The organism is Pseudomonas sp. FYR_7, assembly GCF_043106155.1.
Lineage (GTDB): Bacteria > Pseudomonadota > Gammaproteobacteria > Pseudomonadales > Pseudomonadaceae > Aquipseudomonas > Aquipseudomonas parafulva_B.
The window spans coordinates 88,017-109,870 of record NZ_JBICMI010000010.1; the positions used below are offsets into that span (position 1 = coordinate 88,017).

Here is a 21,854-nt window from a genome sequence, read left to right on the forward strand (position 1 = left end):
TATGACGGTCTGGACACTGCAGGGCATGGAGCCTGCGCATTTCATCGCCTGGGCCGCGCTGCTCGGTTTGCTGGCAGGCAGCTTCATCAATGTCGTGGCGCATCGTTTGCCGATCATGCTCAAGCGGCAATGGCGACGCACTGCGCAAGAGATACTGGAGCTCCCCCCAACCTCGTCTGCGCGGTTCGATTTATGGTTACCCGGCTCCCATTGCCCTCTGTGCAAGCACGTCATCCGCGCGTGGGAGAACATCCCTGTGCTCAGTTACCTGGCACTCAATGGCCGTTGCCGGGGGTGCAAGGGACGGATCAGCGTGCGTTATCCCTTGGTCGAGGTGGCCAGTACCCTGTTGTCGATGGCCATTGCCTGGCGCTTCGGCCCGTCGGAGCAAGCGCTTTTTGCGCTGCTGCTGACCTGGTGCCTGCTGACGCTGAGCCTGATCGATGCGGATCAACAGCTGTTGCCCGACGTACTGGTGTTGCCGGCAGTGTGGCTGGGGCTGATCGTCAATGCTGGCAATGTGTTCGCGCCACTTGGCGATGCGCTGTGGGGCGCCGTGCTGGGTTATCTAAGCCTCTGGACCGTCTACTGGGCATTCAAGTTGCTGACCGGCAAGGAAGGCCTTGGGTACGGTGACTTCAAATTGATGGCGCTCATCGGTGCCTGGGGTGGCTGGCAGGTGCTGCCCCTGACCCTCTTGCTGTCCTCGGTGGCGGGCACATTCATAGGGTTGTGCCTGATCGGGCTGCGCCGGCATGCCATGGGGGCGGCAATGCCCTTTGGGCCTTATCTGGCTATTGCGGGGTGGATTGCCGTGCTCTGGGGTGATGAAATACCCCCCTCCTACATGCAACTGCTTGGATTCCAATGACCACAGCGGCCACAACACCCTGGATTCTCGGCCTTACCGGCGGCATCGGCAGCGGCAAGAGCGCCGCAGCCGAGCGCTTCGTCGAGCTTGGCGTGCACCTGGTCGATGCCGATCAGGCAGCGCGGTGGGTGGTCGAGCCCGGCCGCCCAGCCTTGGCGAGCATCGTCGAGCACTTCGGCCCTGCCGTGCTGCAGGCGGATGGGCAGCTTGACCGTGCCGCGCTGCGCCAGTTGATCTTCACCAACCCGGCGCAGCGCAAATGGCTGGAGCAATTGTTGCACCCGCTGATCGGCCAGGAGATTTTCAGTTACCTGGCCAAAGGGCAATCGCCCTATGCGGTGTATGTCTCGCCCCTGCTGATCGAGTCGGGGCAGTATAAGAAAACCCAGCGCGTACTGGTCATCGACGCCCCGCAGACCCTGCAGGTAGCACGCACCCTCGCCCGCGACCACACCAGCGCCGAGCAGGTGCAGGCCATTCTTCAGGCCCAGCTGCCGCGTGAAGAACGCCTGCGCCATGCCGATGACGTGGTGGTCAATGACGGCGACCTAGGTCACTTGCATGCGCAGATCGACCGACTGCACCACTTTTATCTGACTTTACGAGGAGGCCAGCCATGAGCCAGCCATTGACCGTCGATTGCCCGACCTGTGGCGCACCTGTGGAATGGAACGAGAAGAACACCTTTCGGCCGTTCTGCTCCGACCGCTGCAAACTGATCGACCTGGGCGCCTGGGCGTCCGAGGAGCACAAGATTCCCGGAGCCGAGGACTCGGAAGACGAACTGTATTCAGGGGATCTGGAGCCTCGTCACTGATCACTTTGGGAGATACACCAGCTAGATGCTGTTCAGCGAGGCATGGCTGTCAGCCACCGCCTTCCTTCCAGGGAGCCTGCAGGTATCGAGTACGGTTGAACGTCTCCAGCCATTCGGGGCAGAAGACCACCAGTGCGCTGATGACGGTTCCGTTGATAAACGCTTCGGGAAACATCATCAGCCACAGGTAGCCCACGAAATCACTCAGCCACTCCGGCATGGCGAACAACCCATCGAGCCAGAGCAATCCCAGCGCGGCACTAAGGCAGACGACCACCGTCAGTGCCGCCGGGAAAAACCCTGAGCAAAAGATGTACACGAAAAGGTTTCGCGGCTGCGCGCGTTCCACCGCGATGGCACAGACTTCGGTGACCAAGACCGGCAGGCCGACCAACAGCAGGCCGTTGACCCCTAATGCAGTCAACTCCTGACGCCCGAGCAGCAGCAGGCCCACTTGCGCCATGAAGCCACCCAGAACTGCCAGCGGCCAGTCCAGCAGCAGGGTGACGGCGGTCATGCCGATGAAGTGGTAGGACACCCCCGTGTCGAAATCACGCCGAACCAACCACAGCGCGAACAACCCGACCACGGTGCCGAACAGCAAGTGCTGGCGCCGCCGGTCGGTGACCAGCTCGACCCAGCGGGCCTGACTGGTGGCCCAGGCGAGCAGCGGCACGTAGCCGAGCCAGCCAACGGTCAGCGTTGTTCCCGACAGCACCTGCGCGCTGATCATGTAGGAATAACCTCAATCAATGCATGGACAAAGGCGAGTCTACACGTATTGCCCAAGTATCAGCGTGTCCCTACACCACAAGCATGCAATTCATTGATTCAAGGCGCGATCAACACCGGATCGTCATCAAATTACAGCTAAGCTTGCTTCATGGATGACTCCGATTACCTGCGCCTGCTTACCATCCAGGCCGAACAAGCCAACGCGTTCCTGTCCAATGCCCGCAAATGGGAGCGTGAGCGTTGGGTCTGCCAGCGCCTGCTGCAAGGCCTGAACATCGCGTATCGCAACGACGACTTCACGCCCGCCGGCCAGGAGCCGCCTGACGTATTGTTCCGCGATGCGGCCTTCGAGGTGTTCTTCGTGCTGGACGAGGGTCGCCGGCTTAACGATGAATGGCGAGAAGAGCTGCAACGCAGGCGCAGCGCCTTTTCACTGGCGCAACTGGTGCGACGCGAAGCGCGCCCTCGCCGCATCAGTGCCACCGAGTTGCTGGGCAGGCTGGCACCTACCCTGCGCAAGAAAGCGCACAACTACCGTGAGCGCGGGCTGGACCTGAACGAGTTGGACATCATTGCCTTCGCCAGCCTCAAGCGCGAGGTGCTGGACCTCAACACCCACTTCCCGCCGCCCACCGAGTATTTGCGCCAGGGCTGGCGCTCGCTGTCGCTGGTCGGGCCAACCTTTGCCCGGGTATTGTTCGCTCACCCGGATGCGCCGGATTTTCTACGCGGCAACCTGGGGCGCAGCATCGTCTTCGATGTGGGGATCAGCCTTTGATCCTGTGCAGTGATCGTTTGCGATGACGTACACTCGGCGGCGCGGATAGAAAGCATTATCATTTGTTACAGCCGCGTGAGCGACCACTGTAGCGTTTGCCCCTGCACGAACGTCTATCCGTATAGGCCCAGCATGACCTACTGCCTGAACCCTGTGTGTCAGCCAGTGTCGATGATGACCTGCAAGCCCTGCATACACTGGGGTCGAGCATCTCGCCACCCCCGCTGTCTTGGGTCTGGCGCCCGTTGAGTGGACCGGAGCTATGAGCTGCCTTGCGCTCGCCCTCCCCTCATACCCCGTGCGGCCGGCCCGTTGGGCCAAGAATTCCGTAAACCTTATGAGATATTCCCATGACTCATCGCATCGTGATTGTCGGCGGCGGCGCCGGCGGCTTGGAATTGGCTACCCGCCTGGGCAAGACCCTGGGCAAGCGCAAGCAGGCTGACATCACCCTGGTGGACACCAACCTCACCCATATCTGGAAACCGCTGCTGCACGAGGTGGCCGCCGGCTCCTTGAACTCCTCCGAAGACGAACTGAACTACGTGGCGCAAGCCAAGTGGAACCACTTCAACTTCCAACTGGGGCGCATGAGCGGCCTGGAGCGTGAGAGCAAGCGGATCCAGTTGGCTGCGACGCTGGATGAAGACGGCCGCGAGCTGCTGCCCGCGCGCACCCTTGCCTACGACACCCTGGTCATTGCCGTGGGCTCGAACACCAACGACTTCGGCACCTTGGGTGCGGCGCAGCATTGCCTGTTCCTGGACACGCGCAAGCAGGCAGAGCGCTTCCACCAGCAACTGCTCAACCATTACCTGCGCGCCCATGCAGGCGATGTGGCCAGTGAAAAGATCAGCGTAGCCATCGTCGGTGCCGGTGCCACGGGCGTGGAGCTGGCTGCCGAGCTGCATCACGCGGCCCATGAACTGGCGGCCTACGGCCTGGACCGCATCCAACCGAAAGACATGCACATCACCTTGATCGAGGCAGGCCCGCGCGTGCTGCCGGCACTGCCGGAGCGCATCAGCGTGCCCGTGCATCAGACCCTTGAGAAGCTGGGGGTGAAGGTAATGACCAACGCGGCCGTCAGCGAAGTGACGGCCGAAGGTCTCAAGACCAAAGACGGCGAAGTGATCCAGGCCAGCCTGAAGGTCTGGGCAGCGGGCATCCGGGCGCCGGGTTTCCTGAAGGAAATCGATGGCCTGGAGACCAACCGCATCAACCAACTCGTCGTACGGCCCACCCTGCAAACCACCCGTGATGACGCTATTTTTGCCTTCGGTGACTGCGCCGCCTGCCCGCAGCCAAACAGCGATCGCAACGTACCGCCCCGGGCGCAGGCGGCCCACCAGCAGGCGTCGATGCTGGCGCAGAGCATCAAGGCGCGCCTTGAGAACAAGCTGCTGCCGACCTACCAGTACAAGGATTATGGCTCGCTGGTGTCGCTCTCGCGCTTCTCGGCCGTGGGTAACCTGATGGGTAACTTGATGGGCAGTGTGAAGCTCGAAGGCTGGCTCGCAAGGATGTTCTACGTGTCGCTGTATCGTATGCACCAGATGGCGTTGTACGGTTTCTTCCGCACGGCCCTGATGATGCTGGGCAGCAAGATTGGTCGCGGCACAGAACCACGGCTGAAGTTGCACTGACCTGGCTGCTGGCTGGGTGCACTCGCGGCGCCCGGCTAGCGTCGCGTTCGAACGATTTCCTCGGCTGCCAGACGGCCGAGGTGCGGCGCAAGCACGATTCCAGGATGTGCCACCAAGGCGTACACCCCCTCGACGCCAGGAAGGTAACCCATCACAGGCTTGCCTTCCGGGCTCATCGGTCGGTGCCCGATACTGACCGCGCGCAGCGAAAGCGCCGTGGCGCCGATGAACATCTGCCGGATGGCTTTTGTGGTGCGCTCGACCAAGGCTGGCAACCCTGCCTCACCCTCGGCAGGCGCTTCTTCGGCGCAGGCCACGCCCCCTTCCAATGCCGGGCGTAACTCCAAGCCATTACCGTAGACCAGGTGCCGCACTACACCGGCTGGCGCCGCGAAGCGCATCAGTACAGCTGGCCGGGTAAGCAAGGGCAAGGGCAGACCGACATCTGCTGCAAGGCCGATTGCGGCACCGGCATTGGCCAGCACCACGGTATCGGCGGCGTAGGTTTGCGTTGCGCACCTGGCGGCCGTCACGCGTCCGTTGTGCGTCTCTATGCCATCGACCCGCCGGCCGTATAGAACCTCTGCCCCGGCTTGCTCGGCGCCGCTCAACAGCATTTTCGCCAAGGCAACAGGTTCCACGGCAAAATCGTCCGGCGCCCAAGCGGCCAGTGCGGGTGGCGTGATCATGCACGGCTCAAGGGCGCTTATCTGCTGGGCGTCCAGTGGTTGAAGGTTTACGCCGGCAGAGCGTTGCTGGTCGATGAGGGCGGCCGTTTGCGCATCGTTGTCCAACCACACCATGGCGCCACGGGCGGCAACCGGCAAAGGCCCGAGGTCAAGCGCCAGCCGGTTGAAGTCGGCGATGGCCTGCAATGTGGAGGAAAATGCAGCCGGGTTGTCCGATGCACTGGCGCTGGCAGTGCCTACCCAACCATATGACCAACGGGTAACGCCACTGGCGGCTCGAGACCCTTGCTCCAGAACAGTGACCCGAGCACCGAGCCTTGCAAGGTGCCACGCAATGGAAGCACCCATGATGCCTCCACCCACGACCACGACACTTGATGTGTTGGCTCCCATGCCAATAGGTCCCCAGACTGCGAAAGACACAGGCCAGAATAGCGGATTTGCGGGAAAATACAGGGCTTAGAAAAACCGAGGCAAAAGAAAAAGGGCATCTCATTCGAGATGCCCTTCTTACATGGTGGGTCGTGTAGGATTCGAACCTACGACCAATTGGTTAAAAGCCAACTGCTCTACCAACTGAGCTAACGACCCGGAAAATGGTCGGGGTGAGGGGATTCGAACTCCTGACATCCTGCTCCCAAAGCAGGCGCGCTACCGGACTGCGCTACACCCCGAGATTGGCTCCGCGACCTGGACTCGAACCAGGGACCCAATGATTAACAGTCATTTGCTCTACCGACTGAGCTATCGCGGAACTGAACTTCGGTACAACCTTACATCTTCGAAGCTTGTGTTAACTTCGGTCTCTTTAGCTATCCGCTTTCGCGTTATCGCTGCTGAGGCCGGCTATTCTACATTCTTCGTTTTGCTTGTCAACCACTTTTTTTCATTCAACTTACTGATTTCTAAGTTGTTTTGCGGTCACCGGTGTTGCTGGTGATTCGCTTAGTGCCTGACAACGCGGCGTATATTAGGGCCACTCGATTGATCATGCAAGCATAAATTTCAAAAATTTCAGCAAGTTATCTTGGATTAGCGCAAAGGCCCGGATTTACGGGGGTTGGCTGGGCTCGTCGATGACAGCATAAGGGTTGTCGGGGCCGCTTTGCGGCCCATCGCGGCACGAGGCCGCTCCTACCCTGACCGCATGATGCCTGATACATCAGGATTTGGAGCGACATTGCCGAGGCGCCGGACCAGCCGCGATGGGCCGCGAGACGGCCCCAACAACTTAACGTCACGCAAAGACGATCTCGTCGCCTTCCACCGTGGCAGTGATCGCCGTACCTGGCACGAACTTGCCCGACAGGATCAACTGCGCCAGCGGGTTTTCGATCCAGCGCTGAATCGCGCGCTTGAGCGGCCGCGCTCCATACACCGGGTCGTAACCCACGGCGATCAGCTTGTCCAGGGCTTGCGGGCTCAAGCTCAGCGAAAGCTCGCGCTCCATCAAGCGGCTGCGCAGCCGTCCCAGCTGGATCTCGGTAATGCCGGCGATCTGCTCGCGGCCCAGCGGTTCGAACACCACCACTTCGTCGATCCGGTTGATGAATTCGGGACGGAAGTGCGCGCCCACCGCATCCATCACGGCAGCACGCTGCGCCTCGCGATCGCCCACCAACTCCTGGATCTGTGCCGAGCCGAGGTTGGACGTCATCACGATGACCGTATTGCGGAAGTCCACAGTGCGACCGTGGCTATCGGTCAAGCGTCCGTCTTCCAGTACCTGCAACAGCACGTTGAACACGTCGGGGTGAGCCTTCTCTACCTCGTCGAGCAGCACCACCGAGTACGGCTTGCGGCGCACGGCCTCGGTCAGGTAACCGCCCTCCTCGTACCCCACATAGCCTGGTGGTGCACCGATCAGCCGCGCCACGGAGTGTTTCTCCATGAACTCGGACATATCGATACGCACCATGGCCTCCTCGGTATCGAACAGGAATTCGGCCAGCGCCTTGCACAGTTCGGTCTTGCCCACGCCGGTCGGGCCGAGGAACATGAACGAGCCGCTGGGCCGGTTAGGATCGGACAAGCCTGCCCGGGACCGGCGCACCGCGTTGGCCACGGCGGTAACGGCCTCGCTCTGGCCAATCACACGCTGGTGCAGCAGCGCTTCCATTTTCAGCAGCTTCTCGCGCTCGCCTTCCAGCATCTTGGACACAGGGATGCCCGTCCACTTGGAAACCACTTCGGCGATTTCTTCCTCGGTCACCTTGTTGCGCAGCAATTGGTTATCGGTCTTGCCGTGCTGGTCGACCATCTGCAGGCTGCGCTCCAGGTCCGGGATTACCCCGTACTGCAGCTCAGCCATGCGGCTCAGGTCGCCTTTGCGGCGGGCGGCCTCAAGTTCCTGACGCGCTTGCTCGATCTTTTGCTGAATCTGGGCCGAACCCTGCACTTCAGCTTTTTCCGACGCCCAGATCTCTTCGAGGTCGGAATATTCACGCTCAAGGCGCTCGATTTCCTCGGTCAGCTTCTCCAAGCGCTTCTTGGCAGCCTCATCCTCTTCTTTCTTGAGCGCCTGGGACTCGACCTTGAGCTGGATCAGACGGCGGTCGAGACGGTCGAGGACCTCAGGCTTGGAGTCGATTTCCATCCGAATACGGCTGGCTGCCTCGTCGATCAGGTCGATGGCCTTGTCAGGCAACTGACGATCGGTGATGTAGCGGTGGCTGAGCTTGGCCGCCGCGATGATGGCGCCGTCGGTGATGGCCACCTTGTGGTGCACTTCATAGCGTTCTTTCAGGCCACGCAGAATAGCGATGGTGTCCTCTTCGCTAGGCTCCTCCACCAGCACCTTCTGGAAGCGACGCTCCAGGGCCGCATCCTTCTCGATGAACTGGCGGTACTCGTTCAAGGTGGTGGCGCCTACGCAATGCAGTTCACCACGGGCCAGGGCCGGCTTGAGCATGTTGCCCGCATCCATGGCACCCTCGCCTTTACCGGCGCCGACCATGGTGTGCAGTTCGTCGATGAACAGGATCACCTGCCCTTCCTGCTTCGACAGTTCGTTGAGCAGGCCTTTGAGGCGCTCTTCGAATTCACCCCGGTACTTGGCGCCGGCAATCAGGGCCCCCATGTCCAGGGCGAGCAAACGCTTGCCTTTCAGGCCATCTGGCACTTCACCGTTGATGATGCGCTGGGCGAGGCCTTCGGCAATGGCGGTCTTGCCCACGCCAGGCTCACCGATCAGCACGGGGTTGTTCTTGGTACGGCGTTGCAACACCTGGACGGTGCGGCGGATTTCGTCGTCACGGCCGATCACAGGGTCAAGCTTGCCTTCTTCGGCACGCTTGGTCAGGTCGACGGTGTACTTGTCCAGTGCCTGACGCGATTCCTCTGCGTTGGCATCGTTCACGGCCGCACCACCGCGCAGGTTGTTGATGGCGTTCTCCAAGGCTTTCTTGCTCACGCCCTGGCTGAGCAGCAACTTGCCCAGCTTACTGTTCTCATCCATGGCCGCCAACACGACCAGCTCGCTGGAAATGAACTGGTCACCCTTTTGCTGGGCCAGGCGGTCTGCCTGGTTGAGCAGGCGTGCCAGATCCTGCGACATGTTCACGTCGCCCGTGGGGTTCTGGATTTTCGGCAGTTGATCAAGTTCCTTGACCATCGACTGACGCAGGCTATTGATGTCGAAGCCGACCTGCATCAGCAGTGGCTTGATAGAGCCACCCTGCTGTTCAAGCAAGGCCTGGAGCAAGTGGACAGGCTCGATGGCGGGGTGATCCATGCCAACGGCCAAGGATTGCGCATCGGATATTGCAAGCTGGAGCTTGCTGGTCAAACGGTCTATTCGCATGATGTACCTTCCTGTAAAGGGCAGGTCGGAGCGATGGACAGCGCCTGTTTATGAAGAAACCTGCCTGAGATGTCTTATAGATAAGGCTGATTCTGGAAGATTCAAGCGTAGCGGGGTTGACGGAGGTCAAGCTGTTGGATTTGCACCGGTGTAAAGGCAGGTGCGGCCCATTGCTAGCGCGGCGCCAGCCACACCAAGGAAGCGAAACGCCCACCTTGCGGGGTACGCCGATAGGAGAAGAACCGCTCGTCGCTCACCGTGCATAAGCCGCCACCGTAAACAGCCGTGACCCCACGGGCTGCCAGGCGAATACGGGCCAGGGCGTAGATATCGGCCATCAGCTTGCCGGGTCGCTCACCGTCGACGAATGCCCGCGCGGCCTCCGGGTGCACCGCAGTGAAGGCATCACGCACTTCCAGGCCCACTTCGAATGCCTGGGGCCCAATCGCCGGGCCCAGCCATACCAGCACCTGAGCCGGTGGTACGTCCAAGCGATCCAGGGTGGCTTCCAACACGCCCCCGGCAAGCCCGCGCCAGCCCGCATGGGCTGCCGCCACCTGCGTACCGGCCTGGTCACAGAAAAGTACAGGCAGGCAATCGGCGGTCATCACCGTGCAGGCGATGCCTGGCCGGTCGGTCCAGCTGGCATCGGCTTCGACCACGCGGGAGGGGTCGGCATCGACGACGGCCAAGCCGTGCACCTGCTTGAGCCAGGCGGGCTGGATGTCGAACTCGCCGCTCAGGCGCAGACGGTTCTGGGCAACGGCCGCAGGGTCGTCCCCCACATGGTCACCCAGGTTGAAGGTATCGAAAGGCGGCAGGCTGACGCCGCCCTGGCGGGTGGTGACGCAGGCGCGAACCGAGGCTGGCGCAGGCCAGTCCGGTGTCAGCAGCGACTGCGTCAGGCCACTCATCCGATGAAACTCTCGCGATCCTGGTTGAGCAGCGACAGCAGCCAGACGAAATCATCGGGCAGTGGCGATTCCCATTCCATGCGCTCGCCCGTCGCCGGGTGCACCAGTGCCAGGAAGCGTGCGTGCAGGGCCTGACGCGGGAAGGTCTTGACCGCCTCGACCATGGTCGGGCTTGCCGCAGGCGGGATGCGGAAGCGCCCGCCGTAGGTCTGGTCACCGACCAGGGGGAAGCCGACGTGGGCCATGTGCACGCGAATCTGGTGGGTACGGCCGGTTTCGAGCTTGACCCGCACGTGAGTGTGCGACCGGAAACGCTTGAGCACACGGTAGTGGCTGACCGCTGGCTTGCCACCGTCTGTGACAGCCATGCGCTGGCGCATGCCGCCGTGGCGACCGATGGGGGCGTCGATCTTGCCACCGGCAGTGACCACGCCCACCACGATGCATTCGTAGATACGGCTGACCGAGCGCTTTTGCAACTGGTCCACCAGGTGGGTTTGCGCCTGCAAGGTCTTGGCCACGACCATCAGGCCGGTGGTGTCCTTGTCCAGGCGGTGGACGATGCCGGCACGTGGCACGTTGATGATGTCGGGCACGTGATGCAGCAAGGCGTTGAGCAAGGTACCGCTGGCATGGCCGGCAGCCGGGTGCACCACCAGGCCCGCAGGCTTGTTGATGACCAGGATCTGGTCGTCTTCATAGACGATGTCCAGCGCAATGTCCTCGGCCTCCCATTCGCCCTGGGCTTCCTGCTCGGCTTCCAGGGCCAGCACGGCACCGCCATGCACGGTGTCACGCGGGCGCAGTACAGCACCGTCGACCGTCAGACGGCCATCTTTGATCCAGGCCGTCAGCCGCGAGCGCGAATACTCGTCGAACAATTGGGCGGCGACCTGGTCGAGGCGTTGACCGCCCAGTTCGGACGGGACCTCTGCGCTAAGTTGAATGATCTCGGACATGCTCGATTCAGTGGGCGCACAGCCTTTGGTTTCAGCTGCGAGCTTGTGGTTAAATACGGCTTCTTTTGTCCCGGGGTTGGCCGGGGCGCTCATCATAACAGGACGGCCCCGCCCAAGACAGCGGCCGTCAAAGGGACGCAAGCCGCCATGCAAGTGAAACACCTGCTGCTGATCGCCATCCTCGGGCTCACCGCGGCCTGTTCCTCTAATAAGGAAGTCATCGACGAGAACCTCAGCGAGGCCGAGCTGTATCAGCAGGCCCAAGCTGACCTGGACAATTCCAGCTACACCAGCGCCGTGAACAAGCTCAAGGCCCTGGAGTCGCGATACCCGTTCGGCCGCTATGCCGACCAGGCGCAGCTGGAGCTGATCTACGCCAACTACAAGAACTCGGAGCCGGAGGCTGCCAAGTCGGCTGCCGAGCGCTTCATCCGCCTGCACCCGCAGCACCCGAACGTCGACTACGCCTACTACCTCAAAGGCCTGACCTCCTTCGACCAGGACCGTGGCCTGCTGGCGCGCTTCCTGCCGCTGGACATGACCAAACGCGACCCGGGCGCGGCACGCGACTCGTACAACGAGTTCGCGCAGCTCACCAGCCGTTTCCCCAACAGCCGTTACGCCCCGGACGCCAAGCAGCGCATGATTTACCTGCGCAACCTGCTGGCCTCCTATGAAATCCACGTGGCCGACTACTACCTCAGCCGTCAGGCATACGTGGCTGCCGCCAACCGTGGCCGCTACGTGGTGGAGAACTTCCAGGAAACGCCTTCGGTTGGCGACGGCCTGGCGGTGATGGTCGAGGCGTACCAGAAGATGCACCTGGACGACCTGGCTGCCACTAGCCTCGAGACCCTGAAGCTCAACTACCCGGACCACCCGAGCCTGGCCGATGGCGAGTTCCAGCCCAAGCAGACCGAGTCTGACGGTCGCGGCTGGCTGTCCAAGGCTACGCTGGGCCTGATCGAAACCGACACCCCGCTGCCACCGGGCCAGACCCGCGCCAACCAGGACGTGATCAAGCAGTTCCAGGATGCGCGTGACGAAATGCCCAAGGAGCTGCTGCCCAAGGACGAAAACGGCGACCCGATCGAGCCACCAGGGCCCAAGGAAGCCAATAGCAACCGCTCCTGGTTCAGCTACATGACCTTTGGTCTGTTCGACTGATTCGGGCGTTGCATGAAAGGGAGGTCCTGGACCTCCCTTTTTTATTGCCTGCGCCCTAGACTGTCATCCTCTTTCATTCGACAAGCTGAACACCATGGTTCGCCTACTTTTCTGGATCGTCCTGATCGCCGCCGCGTTCTGGCTGTGGCGCAAATTCAAACTCAGCCAGCAACCGCGTCAAGAGGCCAAACTCGACGCGCCTCTGAAAATGGTTCGCTGCGCGCATTGCGGCGTGCACCTGCCCACCGACCAAGCACTGGCGCAGGGCAACACCTGGTATTGCAGCCAGGCGCACTTGCAGCAGGGGCCTGGCCGCCAGGGCTGATCGGGCGGTTAGCCAAGACGCCCATGGGGGGCGTAGGGTGCCGGGTCGATGATGGGCTCGGCGCCATTGAGCAAATCAGCCAGCAGTTGGCACGAGGCTGGCGCCAGCACCAGCCCGTTTCGATAATGGCCGCAGTTCAGCCATAACCCATCAAAACCTGGCACCGGCCCGATAAACGGAACGCCTTCAGGCGAACCTGGCCGTAGCCCGGCCCAGTGGGCCACCACGGGCGCGCCATCCAGGCCGGGCAGCAGATCCACCGCCGATGCCTTGAGGCTTGCCAGCGCCTGATCGGTGGGGGTCTTGTCGTAGCCGGCATGCTCCAGCGTGCTGCCTACCAGAATGTGCCCATCCCGGCGCGGAATGGCATAACGGCCTTTGGCAAGCACCATGCTTGGCAGAAAATCTTCAGCGCATTTGAACAGGATCATCTGCCCTTTCACCGGCTCGACCGGAAGCTCAAGGCCCAGGTGGCGTAGCAGTTCGCCGCTCCAGGCGCCGGCACTGAGTACGACTTCGTCGGCGGCCAGCTCGCCTTCAGCGGTGCTCACCCCAACGATACGACCGTCCTGCTGCACAAAACCCGTGATCTGGCAGTGCTCACGCACACTCACATTGGGTAATGCCAGCAACGCTGCCTTCAGCGATTTGACCAGGCGTGGGTTGCGCACATTGGCCACGCCTTCCATGTAGAGGGCCCGCTCAAAGCCTGGCCCCAGCACAGGGACTGCGTCGTACACCGCCGAAATGTCCACGGCGCTCAGCGGGCGCTGCTCACGGCTCGCCCAAGCCAAGGCCTGGGCTTGATCATCCAGGTCGAGCCAGTAAAGCCCGGTGGTATGCACTTCAGGGTCCAGGCCCGTGCTGGCGAACAGGCGCTCGCCCAGCTGTGGATAGAAGTCTTGCGACCAATGCGCCAGGGCGGTCACTGCCGGGCTGTAGCGCCACGGATACAGGGGTGAGACGATACCGCCCCCGGCCCAGGATGACTCGCGGCCTACCTCGCCCTGGTCGCATATCACCACCTGGTCAACGCTCGCCGCCAGGTTGAATGCCGTCAGCAGGCCAATGACCCCGCCACCGACCACCACTACTTGCTTGCTCATCTGTCGATTCAACACCTGAAGTAAAAAACCGCGATGCACCGGGCACCTGTGACCGTTCAGCCTCCCCAGCAGCGCGCGCTGTCGCTGGCGCCGTGGTTGCGCCCTACCCCAGCTTGATCAAGCTCGAAATCGCCACAGCGATCTTCGGCCATGAGCCCTGTGGGCAAACGTCGGGCACGCAGGGTGAAGGTCTGGTCCTCGCGCAGCGCTTGCAGGCTGTAGTAGCGGTTGCCCGAAGGCAGACTCGGGTCGCCTTCGGCATACTGGCCAGTAAGCAAGCGATGGCGTTCCAGGCGCAATGCGGCATCTTGCAACAGGGCGACCACCTCGTGGCGCGCTGCCTGCCGCAGGTGGTCGTTGTAACGGGGGTAGGCAATGGCTGCCAGAATGCCGGTGACGGCCAGCACAATCAACAGCTCGATCAGGCTAATGCCTTGCTGCATGTCAGTCTCCTCTGAATCTTTGTCGCCACGCCATGCGGACAAGCTCACCGCCATCGTTGGCATACACCGCTTCCACTGCCTGCCGCGGATGACTTCGCTGGCTGACCGCGGTGACCCGGAACACGGTCACTGGTCGCCCCATCGGGATAGCCACGGCGCGTTGCGTAGTACCCAGGTTCTGCACCTGAAAAAAACCTTCCGGCCCGGCTTGCCAGGCCCCGGCCAGGCGATGAGGCTGCTCAGGCGGCAGACACACTTCACACGGCGGTGGCGGCGCCTGCACGATCGATTGCTTGCCAACCGCCAATGTGGCTTCGGCCTGCTCGAAGGCCAGCTGACCTTCTTTGAACAGGCCTACCATTTGCGTTTCAACGGCGGCTGCACGTAGCGCCGAAGTGCTCAGCACCCCCAACAAAAGGCTCAGCCCCAACGCCAACAGCAGCACCACCCCCCGCTCACGTGTCATGGCTCGCCCCCGTTGCGGCGGGCCACACTGACAACGTACTGCTGCTCCAGCGCCAACAAAGGGTCGAACAGATTCAAGTGCAGGTCGATGCGCTGGCCATCGTCCGCAGCCACCACGTGTAGACGGCGTACATGCTCAAGCAGGGGCTGGGTGCTGCTGCCACGGGTGAAGTACAGGGTATCGTCCCTGACGGCGTAACGATGCCGGGTGATGGGGATGGCCATCAGCGGCGCGACGGCGTGGACATGTCCACGATGTACTTTGGCGTATCCGACGCAGTCAGTGAGCAGGGTCCATTGGGGCTTGAGCGAATGGCCCGGAAGGTCGGCCACTACCACCGTAAGGCTTGATTCCTCGACTTCCAGTGGTCGGCTAAAGGCGGCAAGGGTGTCGCCGTCCGGCAGATCAGCGGGCTCTAAGCGCAGGCAGCCGAACATGCCAGCCATACGGACGTCCTGGGCCATGCGCAATAGGGCCAGCCGTGCATCTTCCTGCATGCGCAGCGCAGCCGCTTGCAACTGCCACGCCCGGTGGGCAGAGGTGAACAACTGGCTGGCGCCGGCCAACAGCATCAACCCGAGTGCCAGCGCCAGCAGCAGTTCGAGCAATCCGACCCCGTTTTGCCGAAGCCTCATGGCAGCGCCTGCTCATGTGCACTGGCAGATGCCAGCACCGCCTGCGCCTGCTGCCGAGCGTCATGCGTGGCCTGCAAAGCCTGCATGTGCAGCGCCGCTGCGGCAAACATGCCCACGGCAATCACCACCATGGCCAACAGCGTTTCCAAGAGCGTCATGCCCCGTTGCGTTACCTGCATCCCTGCAGCTCCTGCGACTTTTCATGCGTTGTCGATGTACGCCTGCCACTGGAAGGGTGACCCCGCGTGCGTGAAGCTAAAGCCAAGCACGTCCAAGGAGAAATGCACGGTGAAGCAACAGGGAGTAACACTGATACAAACGGTGTCGGCGCTGGCGGTGCTCGCTGTCCTGACGCAGCTTGGGGCGCCTGCCTACGTCAAGCTCAGCGATGACCTACACCGTGCTGCCGTCACGCGGGACTTGGCGCAAACGCTGCGTAGCGCACGCGGGCACGCCATGCTGTTGGGTGAGGATGTGCGGGTGCAGGCGCTCGACGATGCGTGGGGCAACGGATGGCGAGTGATGCTGGTGCAGGATTCGCGGGTGCTGCGTGAACAACGCCTGCGCCGGCCTCTGCAGATCGCCGCGAACCTGGGTCCGACGATGACGTTCACGGCCATGGGCCTGCCAGTCAACCCTGCCGGCAACTGGCTGGCGGCGACTTTCGAGGTATGCACGCGCTCGGCCGGCACCAGCCAGCATCAAGTGGTGATGGCGTCCAGCGGCAGGGTCCGGGTATCGAATGAAATCCGCGATAATCGAAGGTGCACAGATGCTGGGGCCTGAGCGTTTATGGATAAACGCTCAGGCCCGCGCAGGCGATCAGATCAATGAGCGCACACGCAGCTCTTTGGGCATCGAGAAGGTGACGTTCTCTTCACGCCCGTCCAGCTCTTCGGCACCCGTAGCGCCCCATGCCTTGAGCTGTTCGATGACGCCGCGCACCAGCACTTCCGGCGCGGACGCGCCTGCGGTGATGCCGATGCGGCCAACCTGGTCGAACCAGGCCCGCTGCAGGTCTTCAGCACCGTCGATCAGATGGGCCGGGGTGCCCATGCGCTCGGCAAGTTCACGCAGCCGGTTGGAGTTGGAACTGTTGGGGCTGCCGACCACTAGGACCACATCACACTCGTCGGCCAGTTGCTTCACGGCATCCTGGCGGTTTTGCGTGGCGTAGCAGATATCGTCCTTGCGCGGCCCGCCGATGTTGGGAAAGCGCGCACGCAGCGCGTCGATCACGCGGCTGGTGTCGTCCATCGACAGGGTAGTTTGCGTCACGAATGCCAAGTGGTCAGGGTCTTTCACCTGCAGATTGGCCACATCGTTCTCGTCTTCTACCAGGTAGATGGCCCCGCCGTTGCTGGCGTCATACTGCCCCATGGTGCCTTCGACTTCCGGGTGCCCGGCATGGCCAATCAGGATGCACTCACGGCCATCGCGGCTGTACTTGGCCACCTCGATGTGCACCTTGGTGACCAACGGGCAGGTGGCATCGAACACCTTCAGGCCGCGCCCACCGGCTTCCTGACGCACGGCCTGGGAAACCCCATGGGCGCTGAAGATGACGATGACATCGTCCGGCACCTGATCGAGCTCCTCGACGAAAATGGCGCCACGGCTGCGCAGGTCTTCGACGACGAACTTGTTGTGCACCACTTCGTGACGCACATAGATGGGCGGGCCGAACACTTCCAGCGCGCGGTTGACGATTTCGATTGCCCGGTCGACCCCCGCGCAGAAGCCGCGCGGGTTGGCGAGTTTGATTTGCATGATCGGCTCCAGGCCTACAGGGCCTTCACCTCGAGGATCTCCACCTCGAAGGTCAGGGTCTTGCCAGCCAGTGGGTGATTGAAGTCGATGGTCACCTGATCGTCGTCGAAGGCCTTCACCACGCCCGGCAGTTCGGCGTTGGCGGCGTCCTTGAAAATGATCAGCAAGCCATCGGACAGCTCCATGCCTTCGAACTGGGACCTCGGCATAACCTGCACATTCTGTGGGTTAGGCTGGCCGAAGGCGTTCTCCGGGGCAACCTCCACGGTACGCTTGTCGCCAGCCTTGAAACCGAACAGCGCGGCCTCGAAGCCCGGCAGCAGGTTGCCGTCGCCCACCTTGAAGGTGGCAGGTGCCTTGTCGAACGTGCTGTCGACCGTGTCACCGTTTTCCAGGTGCAGGGCGAAATGCAGGGTGACTTCGGTGTTCTGGCCGATACGAATGTCAGTCATGGACCGGCTCCTCGGATTTCTTGCTCTTGAACATATCCAGCGCCAACATGATTGCGCCGACGGTGATGGCGCTGTCAGCCACGTTGAAGGCCGGGAAGTAGTGGCGGTTCTGCCAGTGCACCAGGATGAAATCGACCACATGGCCCAGCACGATGCGATCGTAGAGGTTCCCGATAGCACCACCCAGTACCAGGGCCAGCGCTACGGCCAGCCAGGTTTCATGACGACCGAGGCGCTTGAGCCACACCACCAGCACTGCGCTGACCACCACGGCGATCAGGGCGAACAACCAACGCTGCCAGCCGGCGCCATCGGCCAGGAAACTGAACGCAGCGCCAGTGTTGTAGGCCAGGGTCCAGCTGAAGTAGTCGGGGATGACGACAATTTGCTGGTACATGGTCAGGGCATTGTTGAAGTACAGCTTGGTGGCCTGGTCGACGACCAGGACCAGCACGCTCAGCCACAGCCACGCGAGGCGCCCGAAGCGCCCCCCTGCAAGGTTAGGCATAGTGGCGCACCTCGCCGGAGCCGGTCAGGTTTTCCACACAGCGACCGCAGATTTCCGGGTGCTCCGGATGGCTGCCGACGTCTGCACGGAAGTGCCAGCAACGGCCGCACTTGGTGTAGCCGGACTTGACCACTTTCAGCTTAAGGCCTTCCACTTCGGTCGCCACCGCCTCGGCAGGCGCCTGCGCGAACGGCACAACGCTGGCAGCCGAGGTGATGAGCACGAAGCGCAGCTCGTCGCCCAGCTTGTTCAGGTCGGCGCTCAGGCCCTCGTCCGCATACAAGGTGACTTCGGCCTGCAGGTTGCCGCCGATGACCTTGGCGGTCCGCTGGTTTTCCAGTTCCTTGTTGACCGAAGCCTTGACCGCCATCACCCGATCCCAATAGGCGCGATCGAGTTCGGTGCCTTCCGGCAGCTCGTTCAGGCCCTCATACCAGCCATTGAGCATGACCGACTCGTTACGCTCACCCGGCAGGTACTGCCAGATTTCGTCGGCGGTGAAGGCCAGGATCGGCGCGATCCAGCGCACCAGCGCCTCGCTGATGTGGTACAGCGCGGTCTGGCAGGAGCGACGGGCGACACTGTTGGCACCGGTGGTGTACTGGCGATCCTTGATGATGTCGAGGTAGAAACCACCCAGCTCCTGCACACAGAAGTTGTGCACCTTGGAGTAGACGTTCCAGAAGCGGTACTCGCCGTAGTGCTCTTCCAGCTCGCGTTGCAGCAACAGGGTGCGGTCCACCGCCCAACGGTCCAGGGCCAGCATGTCCTGCGGCGCGAGCAGGTCGCGGGCCGGGTCGAAGCCGGTCAGGTTGGAGAGCAGGAAGCGTGCGGTGTTGCGAATACGCCGGTAGGCATCGGCGCTGCGCTGCAGGATCTGCTCGGACACTGCCATTTCGCCGGAGTAGTCGGTGGCAGCTACCCACAGGCGCAGGATATCGGCACCCAGGGTGTTGTTGACCTTCTCGGGCTCGATGGTGTTGCCCAGCGACTTGGACATCTTGCGGCCGTTCTCGTCCACCGTGAAGCCGTGGGTCAGCAGCTCGCGGTACGGGGCGTGGCCGTCGATGGCGCAGCCGGTCAACAGCGACGAGTGGAACCAGCCGCGGTGTTGGTCGGAACCCTCCAGGTACAAATCGGCGCGGGGGCCGGTGGCATGGCCGATGTCGTGGGAGCCGCGCAGTACATGCCAGTGCGTGGTGCCAGAGTCGAACCATACGTCCAGGGTGTCGGCGATCTTGTCGTACTGATCGGCTTCGGCGCCCAGCAACTCGGCGGCGTCGAGCTTGAACCAGGCCTCGATGCCCTGTTGCTCGACGCGCTTGGCAACCTCTTCCATCAACTCGACGGTGCGTGGGTGCAGCTCACCCGTCTGCTTGTTCAGGAAGAACGGGATAGGCACCCCCCAGTTGCGCTGGCGCGAGATGCACCAGTCAGGCCGGTTGGCGATCATCGAGTGCAGGCGTGCCTGGCCCCACGCCGGGACGAACTTGGTGTCCTCGATGGCCTTGAGGGCACGCTCGCGCAGCGGTTCACCGTCGCGTGGCTGTTTGTCCATGCCCACGAACCACTGTGCGGTGGCACGGTAGATCAGCGGCGACTTGTGACGCCAGCAGTGCATGTAGCTGTGGCTGATGGTCTCGGTGTGCATCAGCGCACCGACTTCGCCCAGTTTCTCTACGATGGCCGGGTTGGCCTTCCAGATGAACTGCCCGCCGAAGAACGGCAGCGATTCGACGTACACCCCGTTGCTCTGCACGGGCGTGAGGATGTCATCGTTGACCATGCCGTAGCGCTTGCAGGTCACGAAGTCGTCTTCACCGTAGGCCGGCGCGGAATGCACCACACCAGTGCCTGCGCCGAGTTCGACGTATTCGGCCAGGTAGACCGGCGAGAGGCGGTCGTAGAACGGGTGACGGAAGTTGACCCGTTCAAGGGCCGAGCCTGGAGCGGTGGCGATCACCGAACCCTCAAGTTCGTAGCGCTTGAGGCAGGACTCGACCAGTTCTTCGGCCAGGACCAGCAGGCGCTCGCCGATATCGACCAGAGCGTACTGGAATTCGGGGTGAACGTTCAGTGCCTGGTTGGCAGGGATGGTCCACGGGGTGGTGGTCCAGATCACGATGGCGGCCGGCTTTTCGAGTGCCGCCAGGCCGAAGGCTGCGGCCAGCTTGGCGTCATCGGCGACAGGGAACGCCACGTCGATGGTCTGCGACTTCTTGTCGGCGTATTCGACTTCGGCCTCGGCCAGTGCCGAGCCGCAATCGAAGCACCAGTTCACCGGCTTGAGGCCCTTGAACACGTAGCCCTGCTTGACCATCTCGGCCAGGGCGCGGATTTCACCGGCCTCGTTGGCAAAGTTCATGGTCTTGTAGGGGTTGTCCCAATCGCCCAGCACGCCCAGGCGAATGAACTCGGTCTTCTGCCCTTCGATCTGTTCGGCAGCGTACTCGCGGCACAGCTCGCGGGTACGGTCGGCGGTCAGGTGCTTGCCATGGGTGACTTCGACCTTGTGTTCGATCGGCAGCCCATGGCAGTCCCAGCCCGGCACGTACGGCGCATCGAAGCCGGCCAGGGTCTTGGAACGGACGATCATGTCCTTGAGGATCTTGTTCAGCGCATGACCGATGTGGATCTTGCCGTTGGCGTAGGGCGGGCCGTCGTGCAGGACGAACTTGGGACGATCCTTGCCAATCTCGCGCAGCTTCTGGTACAGGCCAATGCTGTCCCAGCGCTGCAGAATCTGCGGTTCGCGCTGAGGCAGGCCGGCCTTCATGGGGAAGGCGGTGTCCGGAAGGTTTAGCGTGGCTTTGTAGTCGGTCATTTCAGGCTCTTGGTTAGCGGTTGAGCGTGCCAATGTGCACGTGCGGCGGCGATATCCGCATCGATCGCCGACTTCAGCGCCTCCAGGGAGGCGAATCGCTGCTCTTCACGCAGCTTGTGGTGGAACACCACCGTCAGGCGGCGGCCATAAAGGTCACCGGCATAGTCCAGAAGATGGATTTCCAGGTGCGGGCGTCCGTCACCGGCAACGGTAGGACGCACGCCAATGTTGCCGACACCCGCCCAGGCCTTGCCATCGATCTCGATACTGGCCAGGTAGACCCCGGCCAGCGGTACACGACGGCGCTTGAGTTGGATGTTGGCGGTGGGTGTGCCGAGCTGGCGGGCCAGCTTCTGGCCATGCAACACGCGGCCGGTGATGCTGTACGGGCGGCCCAGCAGGTGCTCGGCCAGCTCGAAGTTGCCTTGCGCCAGCGCCTTGCGCACCTCGGTGCTGCTGACCCGCAGGCCGTCCTGGATCACGGTGTTGGCGGCTTCTACGGTAAAACCATACTGCACGCCTGCCTGGACCAGGAAGGCGAAGTCGCCTTTACGGTCACAGCCAAAGCGGAAGTCGTCACCCACTTCAAGATGCTGCACGCCCAGGCCATCGACCAGGATGGTCCTGACGAAGTCGTCGGCGTCGAGCTCACCCAGGCGCTGGTTGAAGGCCAGGCACAACACGCGGTCGATGCCCTCCCCGGCCAGCAACGCGATCTTGTCGCGCAGCCGGGCCAGGCGGGCCGGCGCGGTGTCGGGCGTGAAGTACTCACGCGGCTGCGGTTCGAAGATTACCACGCAGGTCGGCAGGCCCAGGGCCTGGCCGCGCTCGCGCAGGCGCGCCAGGATTGCCTGGTGGCCACGATGAACCCCGTCGAAGTTGCCAATGGTGGCGACACACCCCCGGTGTTCGGGGCGCAGGTTGTGAAGACCTCGAACCAGCTGCAT

The 21,854-nt window shown here is 62.4% G+C and carries 23 protein-coding genes and 3 tRNA genes; 8 read left to right on the plus strand and 18 right to left on the minus strand.

From position 1 onward, the window contains the following. The first annotated feature begins 1 nt into the window (after window position 1). From ACF8R3_RS01260 to yacG, 3 genes are read left to right on the plus strand one after another with little or no spacing between them, the layout of a single operon-like run. Entirely contained in the window at window positions 2-871 is an 870-nt protein-coding gene (locus ACF8R3_RS01260; RefSeq protein ID WP_145256845.1) for an A24 family peptidase, read from the plus strand. Then, window positions 868-1,491, plus strand: a complete 624-nt coding sequence (gene coaE, locus ACF8R3_RS01265) for a dephospho-CoA kinase (protein ID WP_392514688.1) — start codon at window positions 868-870, stop codon at window positions 1,489-1,491. Before ACF8R3_RS01260 ends, coaE begins: the two co-directional genes overlap by 4 nt. Further along, window positions 1,488-1,688 (plus strand): DNA gyrase inhibitor YacG, encoded by a 201-nt coding sequence (gene yacG / locus ACF8R3_RS01270; RefSeq protein ID WP_023533231.1) that lies wholly within the window; start codon window positions 1,488-1,490, stop codon window positions 1,686-1,688. The genes coaE and yacG overlap by 4 nt, the downstream gene beginning before the upstream one ends. 49 nt (window positions 1,689-1,737) lie before the next feature. Here the strand turns inward: yacG and ACF8R3_RS01275 are convergent, their stop codons facing one another. After that, entirely contained in the window at window positions 1,738-2,421 is a 684-nt protein-coding gene (locus ACF8R3_RS01275) for an energy-coupling factor ABC transporter permease (protein WP_078479143.1), read from the minus strand. Window positions 2,422-2,571: 150 nt separating this feature from the next. Between ACF8R3_RS01275 and ACF8R3_RS01280 the strand changes: the two genes are divergently transcribed. Continuing rightward, window positions 2,572-3,201 (plus strand): DUF1780 domain-containing protein, encoded by a 630-nt coding sequence (locus tag ACF8R3_RS01280; protein WP_023533234.1) that lies wholly within the window; start codon window positions 2,572-2,574, stop codon window positions 3,199-3,201. A gap of 350 nt (window positions 3,202-3,551) precedes the next feature. Beyond that, a complete protein-coding gene (locus tag ACF8R3_RS01285; protein ID WP_078479144.1) occupies window positions 3,552-4,847 on the plus strand; it encodes an NAD(P)/FAD-dependent oxidoreductase in 1,296 nt (431 codons plus the stop codon). A gap of 35 nt (window positions 4,848-4,882) precedes the next feature. Here ACF8R3_RS01285 and ACF8R3_RS01290 read toward each other — a convergent pair whose 3' ends face one another. The 7 genes from ACF8R3_RS01290 to rluD form a co-directional block, all read right to left on the minus strand. After that, window positions 4,883-5,929 carry an FAD-dependent oxidoreductase gene (locus ACF8R3_RS01290; RefSeq protein ID WP_326384256.1) on the minus strand — a complete coding sequence of 349 codons (1,047 nt, stop codon included), beginning with the start codon at window positions 5,927-5,929 and terminating at the stop codon, window positions 4,883-4,885. Between the two features lie 122 nt (window positions 5,930-6,051). Then, window positions 6,052-6,127 (minus strand) — tRNA-Lys (locus tag ACF8R3_RS01295). Between the two features lie 6 nt (window positions 6,128-6,133). Next, window positions 6,134-6,210: transfer RNA gene (locus tag ACF8R3_RS01300), tRNA-Pro, on the minus strand. Window positions 6,211-6,214: 4 nt separating this feature from the next. Beyond that, window positions 6,215-6,290, minus strand: a tRNA-Asn gene (locus ACF8R3_RS01305). A 483-nt stretch (window positions 6,291-6,773) separates the two neighbouring features. Beyond that, complete coding sequence (gene clpB / locus ACF8R3_RS01310) at window positions 6,774-9,338, minus strand: ATP-dependent chaperone ClpB (RefSeq protein WP_196126674.1); 2,565 nt, start codon at window positions 9,336-9,338, stop codon at window positions 6,774-6,776. A gap of 173 nt (window positions 9,339-9,511) precedes the next feature. Beyond that, on the minus strand, window positions 9,512-10,252 hold the full coding sequence (gene pgeF / locus ACF8R3_RS01315) for a peptidoglycan editing factor PgeF (RefSeq protein ID WP_058638641.1): 741 nt from the start codon (window positions 10,250-10,252) through the stop codon (window positions 9,512-9,514). Further along, the gene (gene rluD, locus ACF8R3_RS01320) at window positions 10,249-11,211 is read right to left on the minus strand and encodes a 23S rRNA pseudouridine(1911/1915/1917) synthase RluD (RefSeq protein WP_023533229.1); all 963 of its coding nucleotides are present in this window, start codon (window positions 11,209-11,211) and stop codon (window positions 10,249-10,251) included. Before rluD ends, pgeF begins: the two co-directional genes overlap by 4 nt. 147 nt (window positions 11,212-11,358) lie before the next feature. Between rluD and ACF8R3_RS01325 the strand changes: the two genes are divergently transcribed. Then, entirely contained in the window at window positions 11,359-12,378 is a 1,020-nt protein-coding gene (locus ACF8R3_RS01325) for an outer membrane protein assembly factor BamD (protein ID WP_058638642.1), read from the plus strand. Between the two features lie 94 nt (window positions 12,379-12,472). Then, complete coding sequence (locus ACF8R3_RS01330) at window positions 12,473-12,703, plus strand: PP0621 family protein (RefSeq protein ID WP_023533255.1); 231 nt, start codon at window positions 12,473-12,475, stop codon at window positions 12,701-12,703. Between the two features lie 8 nt (window positions 12,704-12,711). Here ACF8R3_RS01330 and thiO read toward each other — a convergent pair whose 3' ends face one another. From thiO to ACF8R3_RS01355, 5 genes are read right to left on the minus strand one after another with little or no spacing between them, the layout of a single operon-like run. Next, on the minus strand, window positions 12,712-13,809 hold the full coding sequence (thiO, locus tag ACF8R3_RS01335) for a glycine oxidase ThiO (protein ID WP_058638643.1): 1,098 nt from the start codon (window positions 13,807-13,809) through the stop codon (window positions 12,712-12,714). Between the two features lie 56 nt (window positions 13,810-13,865). Further along, window positions 13,866-14,252 carry a type IV pilin protein gene (locus ACF8R3_RS01340; RefSeq protein ID WP_058638644.1) on the minus strand — a complete coding sequence of 129 codons (387 nt, stop codon included), beginning with the start codon at window positions 14,250-14,252 and terminating at the stop codon, window positions 13,866-13,868. A 1-nt stretch (window position 14,253) separates the two neighbouring features. Beyond that, window positions 14,254-14,718: a hypothetical protein gene (locus tag ACF8R3_RS01345; protein WP_078479148.1), complete on the minus strand. Its 465-nt coding sequence runs from the start codon at window positions 14,716-14,718 to the stop codon at window positions 14,254-14,256. After that, the gene (locus ACF8R3_RS01350; RefSeq protein ID WP_145256863.1) at window positions 14,715-15,353 is read right to left on the minus strand and encodes a PilW family protein; all 639 of its coding nucleotides are present in this window, start codon (window positions 15,351-15,353) and stop codon (window positions 14,715-14,717) included. The genes ACF8R3_RS01345 and ACF8R3_RS01350 overlap by 4 nt, the downstream gene beginning before the upstream one ends. After that, window positions 15,350-15,532: a prepilin-type N-terminal cleavage/methylation domain-containing protein gene (locus ACF8R3_RS01355; protein WP_078479150.1), complete on the minus strand. Its 183-nt coding sequence runs from the start codon at window positions 15,530-15,532 to the stop codon at window positions 15,350-15,352. The genes ACF8R3_RS01350 and ACF8R3_RS01355 overlap by 4 nt, the downstream gene beginning before the upstream one ends. A gap of 109 nt (window positions 15,533-15,641) precedes the next feature. Here ACF8R3_RS01355 and ACF8R3_RS01360 point away from each other — a divergent pair, with 109 nt between their 5' ends. Beyond that, window positions 15,642-16,139 (plus strand): GspH/FimT family pseudopilin, encoded by a 498-nt coding sequence (locus ACF8R3_RS01360; protein ID WP_392514692.1) that lies wholly within the window; start codon window positions 15,642-15,644, stop codon window positions 16,137-16,139. Window positions 16,140-16,175: 36 nt separating this feature from the next. Here the strand turns inward: ACF8R3_RS01360 and ispH are convergent, their stop codons facing one another. From ispH to ribF, 5 genes are read right to left on the minus strand one after another with little or no spacing between them, the layout of a single operon-like run. Further along, entirely contained in the window at window positions 16,176-17,123 is a 948-nt protein-coding gene (gene ispH, locus ACF8R3_RS01365) for a 4-hydroxy-3-methylbut-2-enyl diphosphate reductase (protein WP_058603167.1), read from the minus strand. A gap of 14 nt (window positions 17,124-17,137) precedes the next feature. Beyond that, on the minus strand, window positions 17,138-17,575 hold the full coding sequence (gene fkpB, locus ACF8R3_RS01370; protein WP_058603168.1) for an FKBP-type peptidyl-prolyl cis-trans isomerase: 438 nt from the start codon (window positions 17,573-17,575) through the stop codon (window positions 17,138-17,140). Next, window positions 17,568-18,083, minus strand: a complete 516-nt coding sequence (lspA, locus tag ACF8R3_RS01375; RefSeq protein ID WP_058638649.1) for a signal peptidase II — start codon at window positions 18,081-18,083, stop codon at window positions 17,568-17,570. Before lspA ends, fkpB begins: the two co-directional genes overlap by 8 nt. After that, window positions 18,076-20,907, minus strand: coding sequence for an isoleucine--tRNA ligase (gene ileS / locus ACF8R3_RS01380; RefSeq protein WP_197844828.1), 2,832 nt, complete (start codon window positions 20,905-20,907; stop codon window positions 18,076-18,078). Before ileS ends, lspA begins: the two co-directional genes overlap by 8 nt. Then, window positions 20,904-21,854 (minus strand): bifunctional riboflavin kinase/FAD synthetase, encoded by a 951-nt coding sequence (gene ribF, locus ACF8R3_RS01385; protein WP_197844829.1) that lies wholly within the window; start codon window positions 21,852-21,854, stop codon window positions 20,904-20,906. The genes ileS and ribF overlap by 4 nt, the downstream gene beginning before the upstream one ends.

Excerpts from the sequence above, each read along its gene's own strand:
- ACF8R3_RS01260 (WP_145256845.1), top strand. The coding sequence starts at position 2 with ATGACGGTCTGGACACTGCAGGGCATGGAGCCTGCGCATTTCATCGCC.
- coaE (WP_392514688.1), top strand. The coding sequence starts at position 868 with ATGACCACAGCGGCCACAACACCCTGGATTCTCGGCCTTACCGGCGGC.
- yacG (WP_023533231.1), top strand. The coding sequence starts at position 1,488 with ATGAGCCAGCCATTGACCGTCGATTGCCCGACCTGTGGCGCACCTGTG.
- ACF8R3_RS01275 (WP_078479143.1), bottom strand. The coding sequence starts at position 2,421 with ATGATCAGCGCGCAGGTGCTGTCGGGAACAACGCTGACCGTTGGCTGG.
- ACF8R3_RS01280 (WP_023533234.1), top strand. The coding sequence starts at position 2,572 with ATGGATGACTCCGATTACCTGCGCCTGCTTACCATCCAGGCCGAACAA.
- ACF8R3_RS01285 (WP_078479144.1), top strand. The coding sequence starts at position 3,552 with ATGACTCATCGCATCGTGATTGTCGGCGGCGGCGCCGGCGGCTTGGAA.
- ACF8R3_RS01290 (WP_326384256.1), bottom strand. The coding sequence starts at position 5,929 with ATGGGAGCCAACACATCAAGTGTCGTGGTCGTGGGTGGAGGCATCATG.
- clpB (WP_196126674.1), bottom strand. The coding sequence starts at position 9,338 with ATGCGAATAGACCGTTTGACCAGCAAGCTCCAGCTTGCAATATCCGAT.
- pgeF (WP_058638641.1), bottom strand. The coding sequence starts at position 10,252 with ATGAGTGGCCTGACGCAGTCGCTGCTGACACCGGACTGGCCTGCGCCA.
- rluD (WP_023533229.1), bottom strand. The coding sequence starts at position 11,211 with ATGTCCGAGATCATTCAACTTAGCGCAGAGGTCCCGTCCGAACTGGGC.
- ACF8R3_RS01325 (WP_058638642.1), top strand. The coding sequence starts at position 11,359 with ATGCAAGTGAAACACCTGCTGCTGATCGCCATCCTCGGGCTCACCGCG.
- ACF8R3_RS01330 (WP_023533255.1), top strand. The coding sequence starts at position 12,473 with ATGGTTCGCCTACTTTTCTGGATCGTCCTGATCGCCGCCGCGTTCTGG.
- thiO (WP_058638643.1), bottom strand. The coding sequence starts at position 13,809 with ATGAGCAAGCAAGTAGTGGTGGTCGGTGGCGGGGTCATTGGCCTGCTG.
- ACF8R3_RS01340 (WP_058638644.1), bottom strand. The coding sequence starts at position 14,252 with ATGCAGCAAGGCATTAGCCTGATCGAGCTGTTGATTGTGCTGGCCGTC.
- ACF8R3_RS01345 (WP_078479148.1), bottom strand. The coding sequence starts at position 14,718 with ATGACACGTGAGCGGGGGGTGGTGCTGCTGTTGGCGTTGGGGCTGAGC.
- ACF8R3_RS01350 (WP_145256863.1), bottom strand. The coding sequence starts at position 15,353 with ATGAGGCTTCGGCAAAACGGGGTCGGATTGCTCGAACTGCTGCTGGCG.
- ACF8R3_RS01355 (WP_078479150.1), bottom strand. The coding sequence starts at position 15,532 with ATGCAGGTAACGCAACGGGGCATGACGCTCTTGGAAACGCTGTTGGCC.
- ispH (WP_058603167.1), bottom strand. The coding sequence starts at position 17,123 with ATGCAAATCAAACTCGCCAACCCGCGCGGCTTCTGCGCGGGGGTCGAC.
- fkpB (WP_058603168.1), bottom strand. The coding sequence starts at position 17,575 with ATGACTGACATTCGTATCGGCCAGAACACCGAAGTCACCCTGCATTTC.
- lspA (WP_058638649.1), bottom strand. The coding sequence starts at position 18,083 with ATGCCTAACCTTGCAGGGGGGCGCTTCGGGCGCCTCGCGTGGCTGTGG.
- ileS (WP_197844828.1), bottom strand. The coding sequence starts at position 20,907 with ATGACCGACTACAAAGCCACGCTAAACCTTCCGGACACCGCCTTCCCC.
- ribF (WP_197844829.1), bottom strand. The coding sequence starts at position 21,854 with ATGCAGCTGGTTCGAGGTCTTCACAACCTGCGCCCCGAACACCGGGGG.